The sequence below is a fragment of the Pseudomonas sp. rhizo25 genome, from assembly GCF_031931935.1.
In the GTDB taxonomy this organism is placed as follows: Bacteria; Pseudomonadota; Gammaproteobacteria; order Pseudomonadales; family Pseudomonadaceae; genus Aquipseudomonas; species Aquipseudomonas synxantha.
This window is the reverse complement of the sequence record NZ_JAUJXA010000023.1, coordinates 29,761-46,550: the sequence shown is the minus strand read 5'-3', so window position 1 is coordinate 46,550 and position 16,790 is coordinate 29,761. Positions and strand designations below refer to the sequence as shown.

General features: G+C 65.5%; 6 protein-coding genes. 2 read left to right on the top strand and 4 right to left on the bottom strand.

Annotated elements, in window-relative coordinates:
• Positions 1-7 precede the first annotated feature (7 nt).
• The gene (locus tag QZR30_RS26410; protein ID WP_046072149.1) at positions 8-991 is read right to left on the bottom strand and encodes a helix-turn-helix domain-containing protein; all 984 of its coding nucleotides are present in this window, start codon (positions 989-991) and stop codon (positions 8-10) included.
• Between the two features lie 286 nt (positions 992-1,277).
• Between QZR30_RS26410 and QZR30_RS26405 the strand changes: the two genes are divergently transcribed.
• Positions 1,278-3,275, top strand: coding sequence for a TonB-dependent receptor (locus tag QZR30_RS26405; protein WP_235577297.1), 1,998 nt, complete (start codon positions 1,278-1,280; stop codon positions 3,273-3,275).
• Positions 3,276-3,925: 650 nt separating this feature from the next.
• Here the strand turns inward: QZR30_RS26405 and QZR30_RS26400 are convergent.
• From QZR30_RS26400 to QZR30_RS26390, 3 genes are read right to left on the bottom strand one after another with little or no spacing between them, the layout of a single operon-like run.
• Positions 3,926-6,073, bottom strand: coding sequence for a TonB-dependent receptor (locus QZR30_RS26400; protein ID WP_046072147.1), 2,148 nt, complete (start codon positions 6,071-6,073; stop codon positions 3,926-3,928).
• A 33-nt stretch (positions 6,074-6,106) separates the two neighbouring features.
• Positions 6,107-9,169 (bottom strand): hypothetical protein, encoded by a 3,063-nt coding sequence (locus QZR30_RS26395; protein ID WP_311904606.1) that lies wholly within the window; start codon positions 9,167-9,169, stop codon positions 6,107-6,109.
• Entirely contained in the window at positions 9,166-10,050 is an 885-nt protein-coding gene (locus QZR30_RS26390; protein WP_046072145.1) for an ABC transporter ATP-binding protein, read from the bottom strand. The genes QZR30_RS26395 and QZR30_RS26390 overlap by 4 nt, the downstream gene beginning before the upstream one ends.
• 299 nt (positions 10,051-10,349) lie before the next feature.
• Between QZR30_RS26390 and QZR30_RS26385 the strand changes: the two genes are divergently transcribed.
• Positions 10,350-16,760, top strand: a complete 6,411-nt coding sequence (locus QZR30_RS26385) for a non-ribosomal peptide synthetase (protein WP_311904604.1) — start codon at positions 10,350-10,352, stop codon at positions 16,758-16,760.
• Positions 16,761-16,790 lie beyond the last annotated feature (30 nt).

Genomic DNA, 16,790 nt, shown 5'->3' with positions numbered 1-16,790 from the left:
GGCGGCGTCAGCCGGCACCCAAGGATTTGCCACGGCCGCCGTTCTTGAGCATCGACGGGTTGATCCCGAACTGCTTGCGAAACGCCGTGGCGAAATGACTGGCGTTGGCATAGCCCAGGTCCGAGGCGATGCGCATCACCGATTCCTCGCCGCTCATCAAGCGGCTGCGCGCCTGGATCATGCGCATCTGCTGGAACACGCCGTAGACGCTGTTGGAAAACAGTTGGCGAAACCCGCGGGTAAGCTTGGGCTGGCTCAAGCCGGATTCGCGGGCCAACTCCGACAGGCTCGGCGCCTTGCCCAGATCCTCCAACAAACGATCGCGAGCCCGCACCAGGCGCTGGCGGTCGGTGTGGCTGACGCGGCAGGTGCACTCGGCGTCCTGGCGCGCCTGCAGGAACAGGCTCACCAGCGTGACACTTTGCCCGTACAACCACAGGCTGCTGCGTGGCTGGGCCGGTGGCAGGCTGGTGCCTTGATCCATGGCCAGGGCAAGCATGTGCGCAGTGGCGCTCATTTCACCGCTGCGATGGCCGTACAAAAAGCAATGCTCGCAGGCCAGTGCCTTGTTCAGCAGCGGGTCGAGTTTCAGCTCCCACTGGGCCAGCAGCTCGGGGCGAATCATGACGGTGATGTTGTCGATCTCGCCGTGCTGGTGATAAAGGCCATGGCGGCAGCGGCCATAGCTGATGCTGCCCGCGCCCTCGTCAATCGCGTAGCGCCGTTGCCGACGTCCATCGCGAAAGCTGCACGCGGCCTTGCCTTTGAGCAGGTTGGTGAAGCTGAAGTGAATGCACTCGCTGTCGTCCTGCAACGGCAGTTCCACCGGCTGCTCGAAGCGGCTCTGCCAGCGCACGATATCCAGGCCTTCCTGCAGTGTCATGCGGGTGACCCGGCAATGGGCACCTGGCCCAAGATCGCTTCCATAGCCTCCCGTAATGATTCGCGAGACCGGCATCGGCTCCCCTGCGCCTCCTTGAACGGCTGACATCGTAAATCTCCTGGCTGACCGGATACGGCTCGAATCAGATCACATCGGGGTAGATGTGCGCAATTGATAATTATTAGCATTTGGCGCGCCGCAAACGCTGCGCCAAACCGCCGCTGCCCCTGTGCACCGCGCGCCGATCAGAATTCTCAGTCAAGGTCCCATCATGTCTGCACGATGCAACACGACGGCTACCCGCCAATCTTGCTACAAATGTAATACTATAACAATAGCGATTGCACTGACACTCTCTCCATCAGCCTTCGCCGCCGCCAACGAGCCCCTGCAATTGCCCGCCTCGACAGTAACCGCGCGGATGGCCAAGGAAGACCCCAAGGAAGTGCCGATCAGTGTCAGTGTGACCAGCGGCGAAGAGCTGCGCAGCCAACGCCTCGACACCCTGGAAAGCGCCCTGCGCAACACCTCCGGGGTCAGCGTCAATTCCTCAGGCGGACCGAATGATTTCAACGTGCTGATCCGCGGCGTGGGTTCGCTGTACCAGATGTCCATGGATGACAGCTCGGTGGCGTTCAACATCGACGGCGTGCCGGTATCGTCGCGCAGCCTGGGTTTCGGCACCCTCGATGTCGACCGCATCGAAGTGCTCAAGGGTCCCCAGGGCACTATGTCCGGTGCGATTGGCCAGGCCGGCGCGGTGAATATCACCACCCGCCAACCCACCCGTACACTGGAAGGCTATGTACGTGGCGAAGTCGGCCAAAAAGGCCAGTTCCTCACCGAAGGCGCCATCGGCGGCCCGCTCAGTAACAGCTTGAGCGGTCGCCTGGCGGTGCGCCGTGCCGGCTACGACAGTTGGATCGACAACGACCAGACCAACCACCCCATCACCAAACCGCGCAATGAAGCCTATCGCGGCAGCCTGCTGTGGGACCTCAACGATGACACCCACATACTGTTCAGCGCCGAACGCCAGCAGACCGAACGCGCCACCAACTCCCTGGTGCTGCGCCCCTACGGCAGCCACCCGAGCCTGGACCTGACCCCTGGCTTGTTCGACGACAATGACAAGACCACCGAGCGCTACACGATCAAGGTCGATCACGACTTCGCCAACAGCCGCCTGACCTCCACCACCGCCACCGGCACCGCCGACTTCACCGGCTTGATCGCCTACGACAGCAAGTTGATGGGCGCGCTTTATGGCACGCCCGGCGAGTTCTGGGTGGTGGACAAATCCTTCGAGCGCAGCTGGAGCCAGGACCTGCACCTGGGCTCACTGCCCGACGCTGACGTGTTCTGGGTCGCAGGGGTCGCCGCCAGCCGCAACGAGCGCAGCTACGACACCCCGCGCAACACCTACGGTACCTCCGGCGCCAAGTTCCGCGACTTCACGACCACCACCTATGCAGGCTACGGCGAAGTGACATTCCCGCTCACCGAACGCCTGAAACTCACCACCGGCTACCGCCATTCCTGGGACCGCAAGACCTACGACGGCCAATACTTCGCAGGTTCGAGCGCCGTGGATGACTCACGCAAACTTACCGACCATTACGGCACCGGCCGCGCCGCCCTGAGTTACGCGCTCACCGCGCAGACCAACGTCTACGTGCAATTGGCGCGGGGGTATAAATCCGGGGGGTTCAATGACTATGCCTCCCAGGTCAGCGACAGCGCGCCCTACAAGGCCGCCGTCAGCAAGGCCGCAGAACTGGGCTTCAAGAGCGAGACAGAGGACCGTCGCGGCAGCCTCAACGGCGCGCTGTTCTACACCCGTGTGCATGACGATCACTTGCTCGGCTACGACGCCGCGACCTTCGCCACCAACGCCTTCAACGCCGACACCCGCACCCGCGGCGCCGAACTGGAAGGCAGCTGGCGCTTCGACTACGGCCTGACCCTGGCCGCCAGCGCCACTTACCTCGACGCCAAGATCACCAGCGGTGTGCAAGGCATCCAGGCTGGCGACGTCGCCGCCGGCAACCGTACCCCGGATGTGCCACGTTGGAGCGGCAACTTCAACGCCAGCTGGAAACATCCTTTGGGCAGCCTCGCCAGCCTCGGCGAAACCACCCTCAACACCAGCCTCAACTACCATCTGGTGGGCGAACGCGCGGCCGATCCGCAGAATCACTTCAATCTGGATAACTATGAAAAGCTTGACCTGAGGGCGGGGCTGGAGAGCAAGTTTGGCGAGGTGTATGCGTTTGCCGACAACCTGTTGAACCAGACGTATGACACCTATGGTTTCTACAGTGACCCGGTGGCCTATGGCGGGCCATCGCGTCGGCGTACGTTGGGCGTGGGCTATACCTATCAATTCTGAACCGACGCGATTCGGCCGGCTGTCCTGAGTTCAAATGTTGGAGAGGACTTGATTTCGCGGCGGTCTGATTGACTGCACTCGGTAAAAATGTGGGAGGGGGCTTGCTCCCGATGGCGGTGTGTCAGCCTCGGATATGTTCACTGACACTCCCTCATCGGGACATGGGTATCTACACAACTCTTACGTAGCCACCGTCAGTAACCACGATGCGCAGCGAGCCGCTCTTGATCTTGATCTGCTTTTGATCTCAGGCGCCCCGTCAAACCATGCTGGCCGGAATTCGACAGGGATTTGGGGGGTAAACCGGCAGGGATGCCGGTTTAGCCGCCCCGCGCCATGGATGGCGCGTGGCGGCGGCCCCCCAAATCCATGTCGGATTACGGGCACACCGAGCCTAAGCGAGGTGCCGAGTGGTGGGGCAAGAGCGTATGGTTACTTTGCGCTTTTCAAAGTGACCCGCTGTAAAAGCGGAACCAATAGTGGCCATTACCTAAATAATGGATATGTACTCGGTCTGATCCAACATCCTGGTCAACTGTCAGGTAGCCATCGGGAGCAAGCCCCCTCCCACATTTAGATCTTGGGGCATCAGTCAGTTGTCAGGTCGCCAGCCGGAGCAAGCTCCCCCCACATTGCACCCAGTGACCGCCTCAGAACTGATAGCTATACCCCACCCCCGCCGAACGCCCGCGCCCCGGCATCCCGGTCAGCACCGTGTCGGTGGAGTACGCGCCATACAGGTCATACCGCGCATCCAGCAAATTATCGCCCCACAAATAAACCTCCGACCCCCCACTCTCCAGCCCAAGGTGCAAGTCCAACTTGGCGTAACCCTTGAGGTCATAGTGGTTCTGCGGATCAGCCGGGCGGTTTTTCTGCACGCGGTAGTTGAGCAAGGTGTTCAAGCGCGGCGCAGGCAAGCCCAGCAGTTCACCCAGGGGTTTGTTCCAGGCCACACTGAAGTTGCCACTCCACAACGGCACATCCGGCACGCGGCTGCCCTTGGCCACATCACCACCGGAAACACCTGGCGCATCGGAGGTGACCACCGCGTTGGTGTAGCTGATGGCGCTGCCCAGAGTCAGCTCATCGGTGACGTGCCAGGTGCTCGACAACTCGGCGCCTTTGCTGCGGGTGTCGGCATTCACGGCGCTGACGGCCATGCTCTTGAAGTCATACCCCAGCAGGTGGTCATCCTGCACACGAGTGATAAACAACGCGCCTTCCAGGCTCAACGCACCGCCTTGGCTTTCATGCTTGAAGCCGACTTCGGCGGAGTTCACCTTGGCCGCCTTGTAGGGCTCGCTGTCCTTGACCGAGGTGGCGTAATCGTTGAACCCGGCCGATTTGTAGCCCCGCGACAACACCGCATACAGGTTGGTCTGCGGCGTCCACGCATAGCTCAGGGCCACGCGACCGGTGTTGTAGTCGTCCTGCAAGCGACGGCTGTCGCTGACCAGGTTGCCGCCACTGCTGTAGTCGGCGCCGTAGGTCTTGCGATCCCAGGTGTGACGCAGGCCGGTGGTGAGTTTCCAGTCCTCGGCAATCGGGAAGGTTACTTCGCCGTAGGCGGCATAGCTGTTGGTGGTGAAATCGCGCATTTGCCGGGCGCCGTTGGTGAAGTTGGTGGAATCGAAGCTGCGCTCGGAACGGGACAGGTTCACCCCGGTCACCCAGAACACCTCGGCATCCGCCAGCGAGCCCAGGCGCAGGTCCTGGCTCCAGACCCGCTCATGGGCCGCGTCTTCGACCAGGTACTCGAAGGGTTGGCCGTACAACGCCTGGGTGATGTTGCGATCATAGCCCTTGATCGCCTTGAAGTCGGTGCTGGTGTAGGCGCTGATCGAGGTGATCCGGGCCTGGGCCAGGTCGTGGTTGAGCTCGAAGGAATAACGCTCGTTGGTCTTCTTGTTGCTATCGAAGGTGCCGGGGGTGTAGTCGAGGCTGGGACGATTGCCGAATGGCCGCAGGATCTCCGAGCCGGCATAGTGGTCGGCGCGCTGGCGCTCGACGGTCAGCAGGCCGGTAGTGTCTTCGTCGTTGTCCCACAGCAGGCTGCCGCGCAGGGCCAGGTCACGTGGCTTGGTCAGGGGGTCGCCGTCCTGTTGGTCGTCGACCCAGTTATCAAAGCCGCTGCGCCGCACCGCAATACGCCCGGCCAGGGACTCGGTCAGCGGCCCGCCCACTGCGCCTTCGGTCATGAACTGGCCCTGGTTGCCCGCTTCGCCGCGCACATACCCTTCCAGCTCGTGGGTGGGCTTACGGGTGGTGACATTGATCGCCCCCGCTTCGCTGTTACGCCCGAACAGCGTGCCTTGGGGGCCCTTGAGCACTTCCACTTGCTGCACGTCGAGGGTGGCCATGGCCGCGTTGCGCACCGACATCGGCACCCCGTCCACGTTCAGCACCACCGAGCCGTCGTCCATGCTCATCTGGTTCAGCGAGCCGACCCCACGGATACGCACGTTGGCGTCGTTGGCGCCGCCCCAGGAGTTCACATCCACCCCCGGCGTGGTGCGCAGGGCATCTTCCAGGGTGCGCAGGCGGCGGGTCTCCAGGGTTTGCCCATCGAGCACCGAAAGGCCGAACGGAATGTCCTTGGCACTCTCCTGATTCAACCGCGCACTCACCGTCACCGGTGCCAGCTCGATGGTCTCGGCGCTGGCGGCCGGTTGATGGTCAGCGGCATAGGCCGTACACATCTGGCTGGACAAGGTCAGCGCCATGGCTTGGGTCAATACGTTGGCCCGCCAACCGAGAGGACGACGCAGCGGCTGGATAGACAGTTCAGATGACATGGCAAAACTCCAAAAGACAGGGATGATTCAACTTCATTGCGCAGGCCCCCAGCGCTTGAGCGCGGCGGCAATCGCCGGATCGGAGGGCGCGCCCAGCAGGCCCTGGATCGCGGTTGGCCATCCCTGGCCGTGACGGACATCGGCGGTCATCGCCGTGAGATGTTCGGGGGTTTGCGCGGCGACCCAGTCGAGGCTGACCAGCGCGGCATAGCTGGCGGCCCAGCCTTGTTCGCGGGCATCGGCCAGGGTGCCGACGGGCTCGCCGTCGCTGGCCAGGGCGCGGGTCAGGTCGTCGGCCATCAGCTTGACCAGCGTGGCCCGGGCGTCAGCGCCATCGGCATCCTCCACACACAGCAGGCCCAGCGCCCCCGCCACACCCTGGCTCAGCCACAGGTAACCGGGGGCCTGGCGCAGGTCGCTGGCGTCGGTCAACATGCGGCGGGCGAGCAGTTCGGCAATATGGGCGCGGCGTGTCCAGCGTCCGACGCCTGTTGGCCCCACGTCCCAATTGGGCGACTGGCTGAGCAGCAGATGGCCGTGGCTCAAGCGGCTGGCGCCCATGCTTGCAGGCCATTGGCTCAGGTGTTCGACGCTGGAGCGGCCGCCCAGGCGTCGCGCCACACAGGCGCTCATCAGGTCCAGGTCTTCCTGCACTTCACGGGCGGTGTGCTCACGGCTGGCATCCTTGCGAAGCGGCGTGGCGTAGGCGAAGTCCAGTGGGCCCAGGCTGCTGCCGGTCAAGACCTGGCCATCGACCTCAAGCTGCCATTGCCAGTGTCCGGCTGGTGCGACCGCATCCACCGCCACCTCAGCCCCCCTTGGCAACCGGGGCACCGCGACCGGCAAGCCAGCTTCGCTGCGCAGGGCCGGCGCACGCAACAGTCGCTCGCTGTCCAGCCCCAGGCGCGGCACCACGCGGCGCGCTTCCAGCCACACACCCTGCGGCCCAAGCCAGAACGCTTCGCCTTCGGCAGGCCAGCCGTCAGCACTCAGCGTCCAGTTCAACATCACTTGGCAACCACTCGCCGCGCAACCCTGCAAAGGCACACGCAGATGCGCGGTGGCTTGTTCAAACGCGACCGGTCGCCCCATCACGCTGACTGCCGTCAACTGCAGGCCCGGCGGTAACTCAGCGTCCAGGTGGGCAGCGACCACCCCATCCAACGTCCACTGGCCCAAGACCTGCCGCGCCGCCGAATCAACCTGCATCTGCAACTGCCCACCGGCCACCTGCCAGGCGTTCGCCCCGGGCAGCCAGCGCTGTTCCCAGTTGGCACGTTCGGCACGTTGCTCGGCGACGGACTGGTAATCGCCCTGCTCCACCAGATGCCGCTGCAAGAGCACGCCGCTGGCGAGCAAGCCGACGATGCCCAAGGCCAGCAACGCACCGGGCAAACCGAGCAAACCGCGGCGCACATCGCCCAACCGACGACGCTCCGGCCCACGGGGCAAGGCCAGTGCCGCCACCGCAAGCAACACCAGGCAACCGGCGAGTTTCCAGCTGGCCAAGGTGGCCAGAAACCCCAGCCATGGCGCCCATCCTGTCAGCAACGACACCCCCACATGCGCAGGGATCGCCATGGCATAGGGCGGGTAACTCACCAGCCCCAACTCATGGTTGAGCACCAGGAAAAACGTCAGCAGCATCGAAGTGGCGTAAGCCAGCCCGGAGCGGCGAACCAGCGCATGCACCAGCACCGTGAGCATCGCCAGTTCCACCAGCGGCGGCGCGAATACCAGCGCCTGATAGACCAGCACAAAACCCGGCGCCAGGCTGTCGGGCGCGGCGATAGCACTGATCAGCAAGCTGGCCAGGCCCGGCACCAACGCCAGGGCCAGTGTCGCCATCAACACACATGCCACCCGCCCCAACAGGCGCAGCCACACCGGGGCCGGGGTCGCCTGCAACATGGCGCCAAAGCCTTCGACGTCATCGCGCCGGCACACCAGCCCGACCAGCGCCGCGACGATAAAGGCGATCACCAGGAACAACGCGCTCGACAGCAATGGCAGGGTCAGATCCGCCCGAGGCACCATCGGCCCACGGGCATGCCACACCCCGTGGACAAAACCACTGAGCACGCCCATCACCAACAGTAATCCGAGGGCCACCCACCAGATGCGCCGGGCAAACAGCTGGCGTACCTGCCAACGCGCCTCGCACCACAGGGCTCGCGGCCACCGGCTGCGCACCAGCGGGCCAGGCAAGGTCACGCCGCTCGCCAGCAGCATCGGCGGCTCGGCCAACACGGCGCCGCTACGCCTGCCCATCAAACCCTGGCGCGTGGTGCGGGCCAATACGGCGGCCAGCAACAGCAGCGGCACTGCGCACCACAACACACGGTTAAGCCAGAACCCCGGGGTCAGGGTCAGCAGCGATTGGGACTTTTGCGCGGCGCTCCAGGTCTCCACCTGGGCCTGGGCAAAGGTGAACAATGACGGGTCCAGGCTGGCGGCCAGCAGCGGGTTGATATGCCCGCCCTTGAGCACCACTACGGCAAACATCCACAACAGCATCAACACCGTCGCCAACCCGAACGGCGCCGCCAGGCCACGGCTGCGCAGCGCCAGCAGGTAATACAACGCACCGATGCCGGTGCTCACTGGCAACAGCAAGGCGACCCAGGCAAACCCCAGGGCCGACCACATCGGCGCACCGATACTGGCGGCCGGCACCCAGCCGAGCCAGCCCAGTACCGGGCTGACCAGGAAGCCGACGATCAGCGAACTGGCGAGCAAGCCGCCCACCAGCGCCGCGCCGATAAAACGTCCCCACAGCAGCGCGGGCAGCGACAGCGGTAAAGCCAGCAACACCTCTTCCAACTGCGCCTTGCGGTCGCGCAAGGCCGGTTGCGCGAACACCCAGGCCCAGGCGAAAAACAGAAAGAACATGCACCCGCAGGACATCAGATAGATCAGGCTCGGCGCGTTGCGCGCAATGTCGCTGGCGCCCATTTTCTGCACGTAGTCGGCATTCGCCAGGGACATCAGCAAATAACCGGTCAGGCCCAGGAACACCAGTAACGGAATACCGCTACGCAGCCCGGCGCGGACTTCCACCCAGGCCTCGCGCATCAACAGAGCAAAGGTATTCATGCCTCGAGCGCCTCACCGGCCTGGGCCAGCGCCAGGTAATAGATGTCTTCCAGGCGCGGCGCGTGAGGGGTGAAGCGCGGATCGGCCGGGCGTTCGCCGTGCACGATCACGCGGCTACCGGCGGGGCTGGCGGCTACGTGCAAGGCGGCGGGCAGTGGCTCGCCACGGCCGAACGACGCCTCCCACAGGCGACCCTGCTCAGCGCCAAGCAAATCCGCCGGGCGGCCTTCGACAATAATTCGCCCACCGGCCAGCACCGCCAGGCGGCTGCACAGGTTCTCGACGTCTTCGACAATATGGGTCGACAGCAACACGATGGACTCGGCCGCCACATCCGCCAGTACCCGGTGAAAGCGGTTGCGCTCGGCCGGATCAAGGCCCGCGGTGGGCTCATCGACAATCAGCAAACGCGGCGAGCCGATCAGGGCCATGGCGATGCCGAAGCGGCGCAACATGCCCCCCGAATACGTGGCGAGCGCCCGATGCGCGGCGTCTTGCAGGTTGACCTTGGCCAGCAGGCCCTCCACTTCTTCACGACGCTGGCGGGTGTCGGTACGCCCCTTGAGCCAGGCAAACCGATCAAGCAGATCCCGCGCACTCACCCCAGGGTACGCCCCCAGTTGCTGTGGCAGGTAACCCAGGCGACGGCGCAGATGCTCGGCATCGGCCAACACATCCACGCCATCCAGGTGAATGCTGCCGGCGTCCGGTTGCTGCAAGGTCGCCAGGGTGCGCATCAGGCTGCTCTTGCCTGCGCCATTGGGGCCAAGCAAGCCATACATGCCCGGCCCTACGCTCAGGTCCACACCGCGCAGCGCCTCGACACCATTGTTGTAGCGCTTGCACAAGCCGCGCACCTGTAAACCCGAATCGACTGACATCCACAACTCCATCAAGGACGAGCCCTGCAAAAGGGCGGCGAGCGACGGTAGTCAAGGCCGGCAACGCGGTTCTACCCGATTCAAGTCATTTTCCAACCGTATCCCGCTCGGTGACCGGCGTTGTCTCCCACCACCGCCGCAGCCTGATCCGCATCGGGCAAACGGATACGGGGCAAAAACGATTCGATTGGGGTAGTCGCCACAATGAGAATGACTAGCATCTGCTTCCACACAATGACCTGCCCCCAGCGCCTGGGCCAACCCCGGTCCGGGCCCTAGCGATGAGAAGACGTTGAGCCATGGCCACTCCCAGCACCTCAACCGCAACCCTGCTGCGCCGTTCCCTGTCCGAAGCCCTGGGGCAGCCCGCCGAACAGATTCCCCTGGAGGCCAACCTGATTGAATGGGGGCTGGATTCAGTCACCCTGATCCGTCTCGCCGGCCAATGGCGGCGCCAGGGTCTGGCCGCGCGTTTCGCCGAGCTGGTAGCCGACCCACGCCTGTGCACGTGGCTGACGCTGCTTGATACCGCTCCCGTCGCCGCGCCCCCCGCCAACCACAGTGCGGACGACGGCCTGCCCTTCGAACTGGCGCCCATGCAACACGCCTACTGGATCGGGCGCGCCCCTGGCCAAGCCCTGGGCGGTGTGGCAGCACACTTCTATAACGAATTCGACGGCCACGGCGTTGACCCAAGCCGCCTGGAAGCCGCGGTGCAGGCCTTGCTGGCCCGCCATCCGATGTTGCGGGCGCAGTTCCTCGACGATGGCCGCCAACAGATCCTGCCCCAAAGCCCATGGCCGGGCCTGAAAGTGCATGACCTGCGCCAAGCCGATGCCGAACAGCTGCAACAGCAACTGCAGGCCTTGCGTGCCGAGTTGTCCCATCGCCAGTTGGCGGTGGAACACGGTCAGGTGCTGGACATCCAGCTATCGCTGTTGCCCCGGGGCACACGCCTGCACCTGAACCTCGACATGCTCGCCGCCGACGCCCTGAGCCTGCGCACCCTGCTCGGTGATCTGGTGCAGTTGTACCGCCAACAGCCCCTGCCTGCGCTGGGCTACAGCTTCCCGCGCTACCTGGCCGAACTGCGCGAGGAGCAGGCCAGTCCTGAGCACCGTGAGCGCCATCGCCAAGCCCGCGATTACTGGTTGCAGCGCCTGGACGCATTGCCGGGTGCCCCACGCCTGCCGATCAAGCCCCAGGGTGATGAAGGCCAGGTGCGCCGCCGTCACCACTGGCTGTCGCCTTCCCAGCGCCAGGCGTTTGAACGCCATGCCCGCGAGCACGCCCTCACCCCGGCCATGGCCCTGGCGGCGGTGTTTTGCGAGGCCCTTGGCGCCTGGTGCGAGGCGCCCGAACTGCTGCTCAACCTGCCGTTGTTCAACCGCACGCCGTTGCATGCCGATGTCGAGCGCCTGGTCGGCGACTTCACCTCGTCGATCCTGCTGGCCTGGGATGGCCGGGTGGCCGGCAGCTTTGCCGCCCGAGCCACGGCGTTGCAACGTCGCTTCCATGGTGACGCGGCCCACAGCGCGTTTTCCGGGCTCGAGGTGTTGCGCGAACTGTCCCGCCATCGCGGTGAGCAAGTACTGGCGCCGGTGGTGTACACCAGCGCCCTGGGCCTGGGGGAGTTGTTCGCCGAGGGTGTGCAGGAGAGTTTCGGCCAGCCGGCGTGGATCATTTCCCAGGGCCCACAGGTGTGGCTGGACGCCCAGGTCACCGAACTGGACGGCGGCATCCTGGTCAACCTCGATGCCCGTGAAGGGCTGTTTGCCGAGGGTGTACTGGACGGGCTGTTCGACGCCTACACCGGCCTGTTGCAGCGCCTGTGCCATGACACCGCAGCCTGGGATCAGCCGGTACCGGCGCTGATTCCCGCCAGTCAGCTTGGCGTACGCAGCGCCGCCCAGGGCCAGCACGCCGCGTTGCCGGTCGAGCGCCTGCACGAAGGCTTCTTTACCCAAGCGCAATTGGCCCCGACCCTGCCGGCATTGCTGTACGGCAATCAGGCCATCACCTATGGCGAGTTGGCCGAGCGAGCCTTGGGCGTCGCGGCCTATCTCGAAGGCCAAGGCGTGAAGCGCGGTGACGTGGTGGCGCTGCAATTACCCAAAGGCCCCGAGCAGGTGATCGCTGTGCTGGGCATCCTGGCGTGCAGCGCCACCTACCTGCCCATCGGCGTCGACCAGCCTGCCGCACGTTGCCGCAAGATCTGCGAGGGCGCCGGTGCGCGCTTGCTGCTCACCCATTTGCCGGACGTTGCTAGACCATTGCAAGCACCCCGCCGCGGTGCAATCAGCGACCTGGCCTACATCCTTTACACCTCCGGCTCCACCGGTGAGCCCAAGGGCGTGGAAATCAGCCATCTCGCCGCCGCCAACACCCTGGAGGACCTGCAACGACGCTTGCAGCTCAACCGCGATGATCGGGTCTTGGCACTCTCGGCGCTGGAATTCGACCTGTCGGTGTTCGACCTGTTTGCCCCCCTGGCCTGCGGTGCGGCGGTGATCCTGATCGAGCCCGACGCCCAGCGCGACGCGCCACGCTGGCGCGAACTGGCGGTGCAGCACCGCGCCAGCGTGCTCAATTGCGTGCCGGCGCTGCTCGACATGCTGCTCGGCTGCGCCGACGCGCCGCTGCCCTTGCGCGCCGTCTTGCTCGGCGGTGACAAGGTCGCGCCGCAATTGGCGCCGCGCCTGTGGGCCCAAGCCCCCGGTTGCCGCTTCATGGCCCTGGGCGGTGCAACGGAAGCGGCGATTCACTCGACGCTGTTCGAAGTCGTGCCCGGCCAGGCGCTGCACTGGCATTGCCTGCCCTACGGCAAGCCACTGGATAACGTCAGCCTGCGCATCGTCGACCCGCACGGCCATGACTGCCCGGACTGGGTGGCTGGTGAACTGTGGATCGGCGGTACCGGGGTGGCCGAGGGCTACCGGGGCGATGCGCTGCGCAGTGCCGAACGCTTTGTGCACTACCAGGGCCTGCGCTGGTACCGCACCGGCGACAGTGCGCGCTACCACCCCGACGGCACGGTGGAGTTCCTTGGGCGGACCGACTTCCAACTCAAGCTGCACGGCTACCGTATCGAAGCCGGTGAAGTGGAACACGCGCTGCTGGCCTGCCCCGGCGTCGAGCAGGCAGTGGCGCTGCTGGCCGGCCAGCACCTGGGAGCGGTGGTGCGCCTGGCGAATGGCCCAGCGCAGCCCACCCCACTGGCGTTCCCGAGCCTGGCCGAGCATCTGCCGGCCTATATGATTCCCAGCCTGATCCTGGGCTGCGCGCAATGGCCTCTGACGACCAATGGCAAAGTGGATCGCAAGGTCCTCAACGGCTGGCTGGCGGAACACAGCGGCGCCGCCCCGGGCCAGCTGTCACCGCCCTGTGGCCCCATCGAACAACTGGTTGCCCACGCCTGGCAGCAGTTGCTCGGCTGTGGTGAAGTCTGTCGTGAGCACAGCTTCTTTGCCCTGGGCGGCGACTCGCTGAGCGCCACGCGCCTGGTGCGCCTGCTAACCGAGCAAGGCCTGGGCGGCGCACGCATCGCCCGGGTGTTTGCCCAGCCGGTGCTGGCGCAGTTTTGCGAAGGCCTGCATCAACAGGCCCATATCCAGCCACCACGCACCCTGGTGCCGGACCTCACCCAGCGCCATGCGCCCTTCCCCATCACCGAGGTGCAGCAGGCCTACTGGCTTGGCCGCGACCCAAGCCTGGTGCTGGGCGGTGTGAGTTGCCACTTCTACCGCGAATACGACGTCGAGGACCTCGACCTGCCACGCCTGCAACACGCACTCGGGCGCCTGATCGAACGCCACGAAATGCTGCGCGCCGTGTTCGATCAAGCGGGCCAGGCGCGCATCCTCCCCCTGGTGCCGACCTTCGTGATCGGCCAAGGCTACGCCTGCATCGAGGACCTGCGCGAACACTGTGCCCACCGCGTGTTCGATCCTGCCCACTGGCCGCTGTTCGATGTGCAGGCAGTGACCCAGGGCCGGCATACGCGACTGGCGATCAGCCTGGACAACCTGATCCTCGACGCCCTGAGCATCCTGCGCTTCTATGCCGAACTCGACGCGCTGTATCGCGAGCCGATGCTGGCCCTGGCGCCGCTGGAACTGTCGTTTCGCGACTATCAGCTGCAGGCCGGCGTGGAACCTGCCGAACTGCACGCCGCGCAACACTTCTGGCAGGCACGTTTGCCCCAATTGCCGCCGCACCCGCAACTGCCCCTGGCGGCCGATCCTGCCAGCCTGGGCCGGCCACGCTTCGAGCGCCTGCAAGGGCAGGTCAAGGCGGATGCGTGGCAAGCGATCCTGGCCAAGGCCCAACAGCATGGTTTGACCGCCTCGGCAGTGCTGCTCTGTGCGTTTGCCGAAACCCTGGGCCGCTGGAGTGCGCGCCCGGACCTGAGCCTCAACCTCACGCTGTTCGATCGCCGCCCGGTGCATCCGCAGATCGATCAGGTCATGGGCGATTTCACCTCCCTGACCCTGCTCGGTTATGTGCCCGTGGCGGGCGAACGCTGGCTCGACCGTGCACGGCGCACCCAGCAGCATCTGGGTGATGCCCTGGAGCACCGCTGCATTGGTTCGGTCAGCCTGTTGCGCCAATTGGCGAGGGACAGCGGTGAACAACAGGTGAGCATGCCGGTGGTATTCACCAGCGCCCTGGGCGTGCCGGACGGCACCGCCGCGCCGGTGGACGGCCCGTTCGCCAGGCAGGTCTTCGGCCTGACCCAAACCCCGCAAGTGTGGCTCGACCATCAGGTGGTGGAAGCCGACGGCGGCATCGCCCTGAACTGGGACCGGGTGGTCGGCCTGTTCCCCGACGGCCTCGTCGAAGCGATGTTCGATGCCTACCTGGGCAGCCTCCACTGGCTCGCCGAACACCCCTGGGACAGCGCCCCGCCGGACCTGCTGCCGGTGTCCCAGGCCCGACTGCGCGCCCGCTTGAATGCCCCCGGCCCCGGCGTACCGGGTGACCCGACCTTGCACCAGGGCTTCTTCCAACACGCGCAGCAAGCCCCGCAACGCCCGGCGTTGTTGTGGGGTGAGCATGGCCGCCTGAGTTATGGCGAACTCGCCGAGCGTGCGCTGCGCATCGCCCGCAGCCTGATGGACGCGGGCGTGACAACCGGGGATCTGGTGGCAGTGTCCCTGGCCAAGGGACCCCAACAGATCGCCAGTGTGCTGGGGGTGCTGGCAGCGGGCGCGGCCTACCTGCCGGTGGGTGTGGACCAACCACTACAGCGTTGCCAGCGCATCCTGCAACAGGCCGGCGTCAGCCTTATCCTCGCCGAGCACGACCCGCAACTGCCCGGGGTCAAGCACCTCAAGCCGTCCCAGGCGCAAAGCGTCGAACCGCTGCACGCGCCGTTGCCCGTGAGCACCGACCAACTGGCCTATGTGATCTATACCTCGGGCTCCACCGGCCAGCCCAAGGGCGTGGAAATCACCCATCGCGCCGCGATGAACACCGTGGCCGAGATCAACCGCAGCTACGGCGTCGACGCCTCGGACCGTGGCCTGGCGCTGTCGGCGCTGGACTTCGACCTGTCGGTATATGACCTGTTCGGCCTGCTCTCGGTGGGCGGCGCCCTGGTGTTGATTGATGAAGATCAGCGCCGCGACGCCCGCGCCTGGCTCAAGGCCCTGCAACATCACGGCGTAAGCCTGTGGAACAGCGTGCCGGCGTTGCTCGACATGCTGCTCGAAGCCAACGCGGTGGAGCAGCAACCCCTGGCACTGAAGGTGGCGCTGCTGTCAGGCGACTGGATCGGCCTCGACCTGCCGCAACGCCTGCGACAACAGGCCCCGGACTGCCGCTTTATCGCCCTCGGTGGCGCGACCGAAGCGGCGATCTGGTCCAACCATTTCGAGGTACGGCAGCCGCTGCCGGGCTGGCGTTCGATCCCCTATGGCGTGCCACTGGCGAACCAGGCTTACCGCGTGGTGGACGCCCTTGGCCGCGACTGCCCGGACTGGGTCACGGGGGAATTGTGGATCGGCGGTGACGGCGTCGCCCGTGGCTACCGCCATGCGCCGCAATTAAATGCCGAGCGCTTCGTCAACGGCTGGTACCGCACCGGCGACCTGGGCCGCTACCGCCCCGACGGCTTGTTGGAATTCCTCGGCCGCGCTGACACCCAGGTGAAGCTGCGCGGCCATCGCATCGAGCTGGGCGAAGTCGAAGCGGCCCTTGCGCGTCATCCCTGTGTGAACCAGGCCGTGGCGTTGGTCGCAGACCAGCGCTTGCTCGCCGCCGTCGCTGCCAGCACCTGCGCCGAAGTGCTGGCCCTGCACCTGGAGCAGTGCCTGCCCACGTATATGCGCCCCGAACAGATCCTGGTGCTCGATCGCCTGCCCTTGAGCAGCAACGGCAAGGTCGATCGCCGCGCCTTGCTCGCGCCGCTGGCCGCCGCTGCCCATTCACGCCCCACGCTGGATGAAACGCCGTTGAGCACCACTGAACAGCTGGTCGCCGAGCTGTGGCAGCAGTTGCTCAACGTGCCCTGCGTGTCGCGCCACGACAACTTCTTCCGCCTCGGCGGCGACAGCCTGCTGGCCACGCGTTTTCTCGAAATGCTGCGCAGCCGCATCGGCGTGGAACTGCCCATGGGCCAATTGTTCGGCGCCGCCAGCCTGCTCGAAGTGGCGCAAACCCTCGAGCGCCAGCCCGCCCCGCACCCCGTTGAAGAGGGCGTCATCTGATGCCCGCACAACCTCCCCTTATCCCAGGAG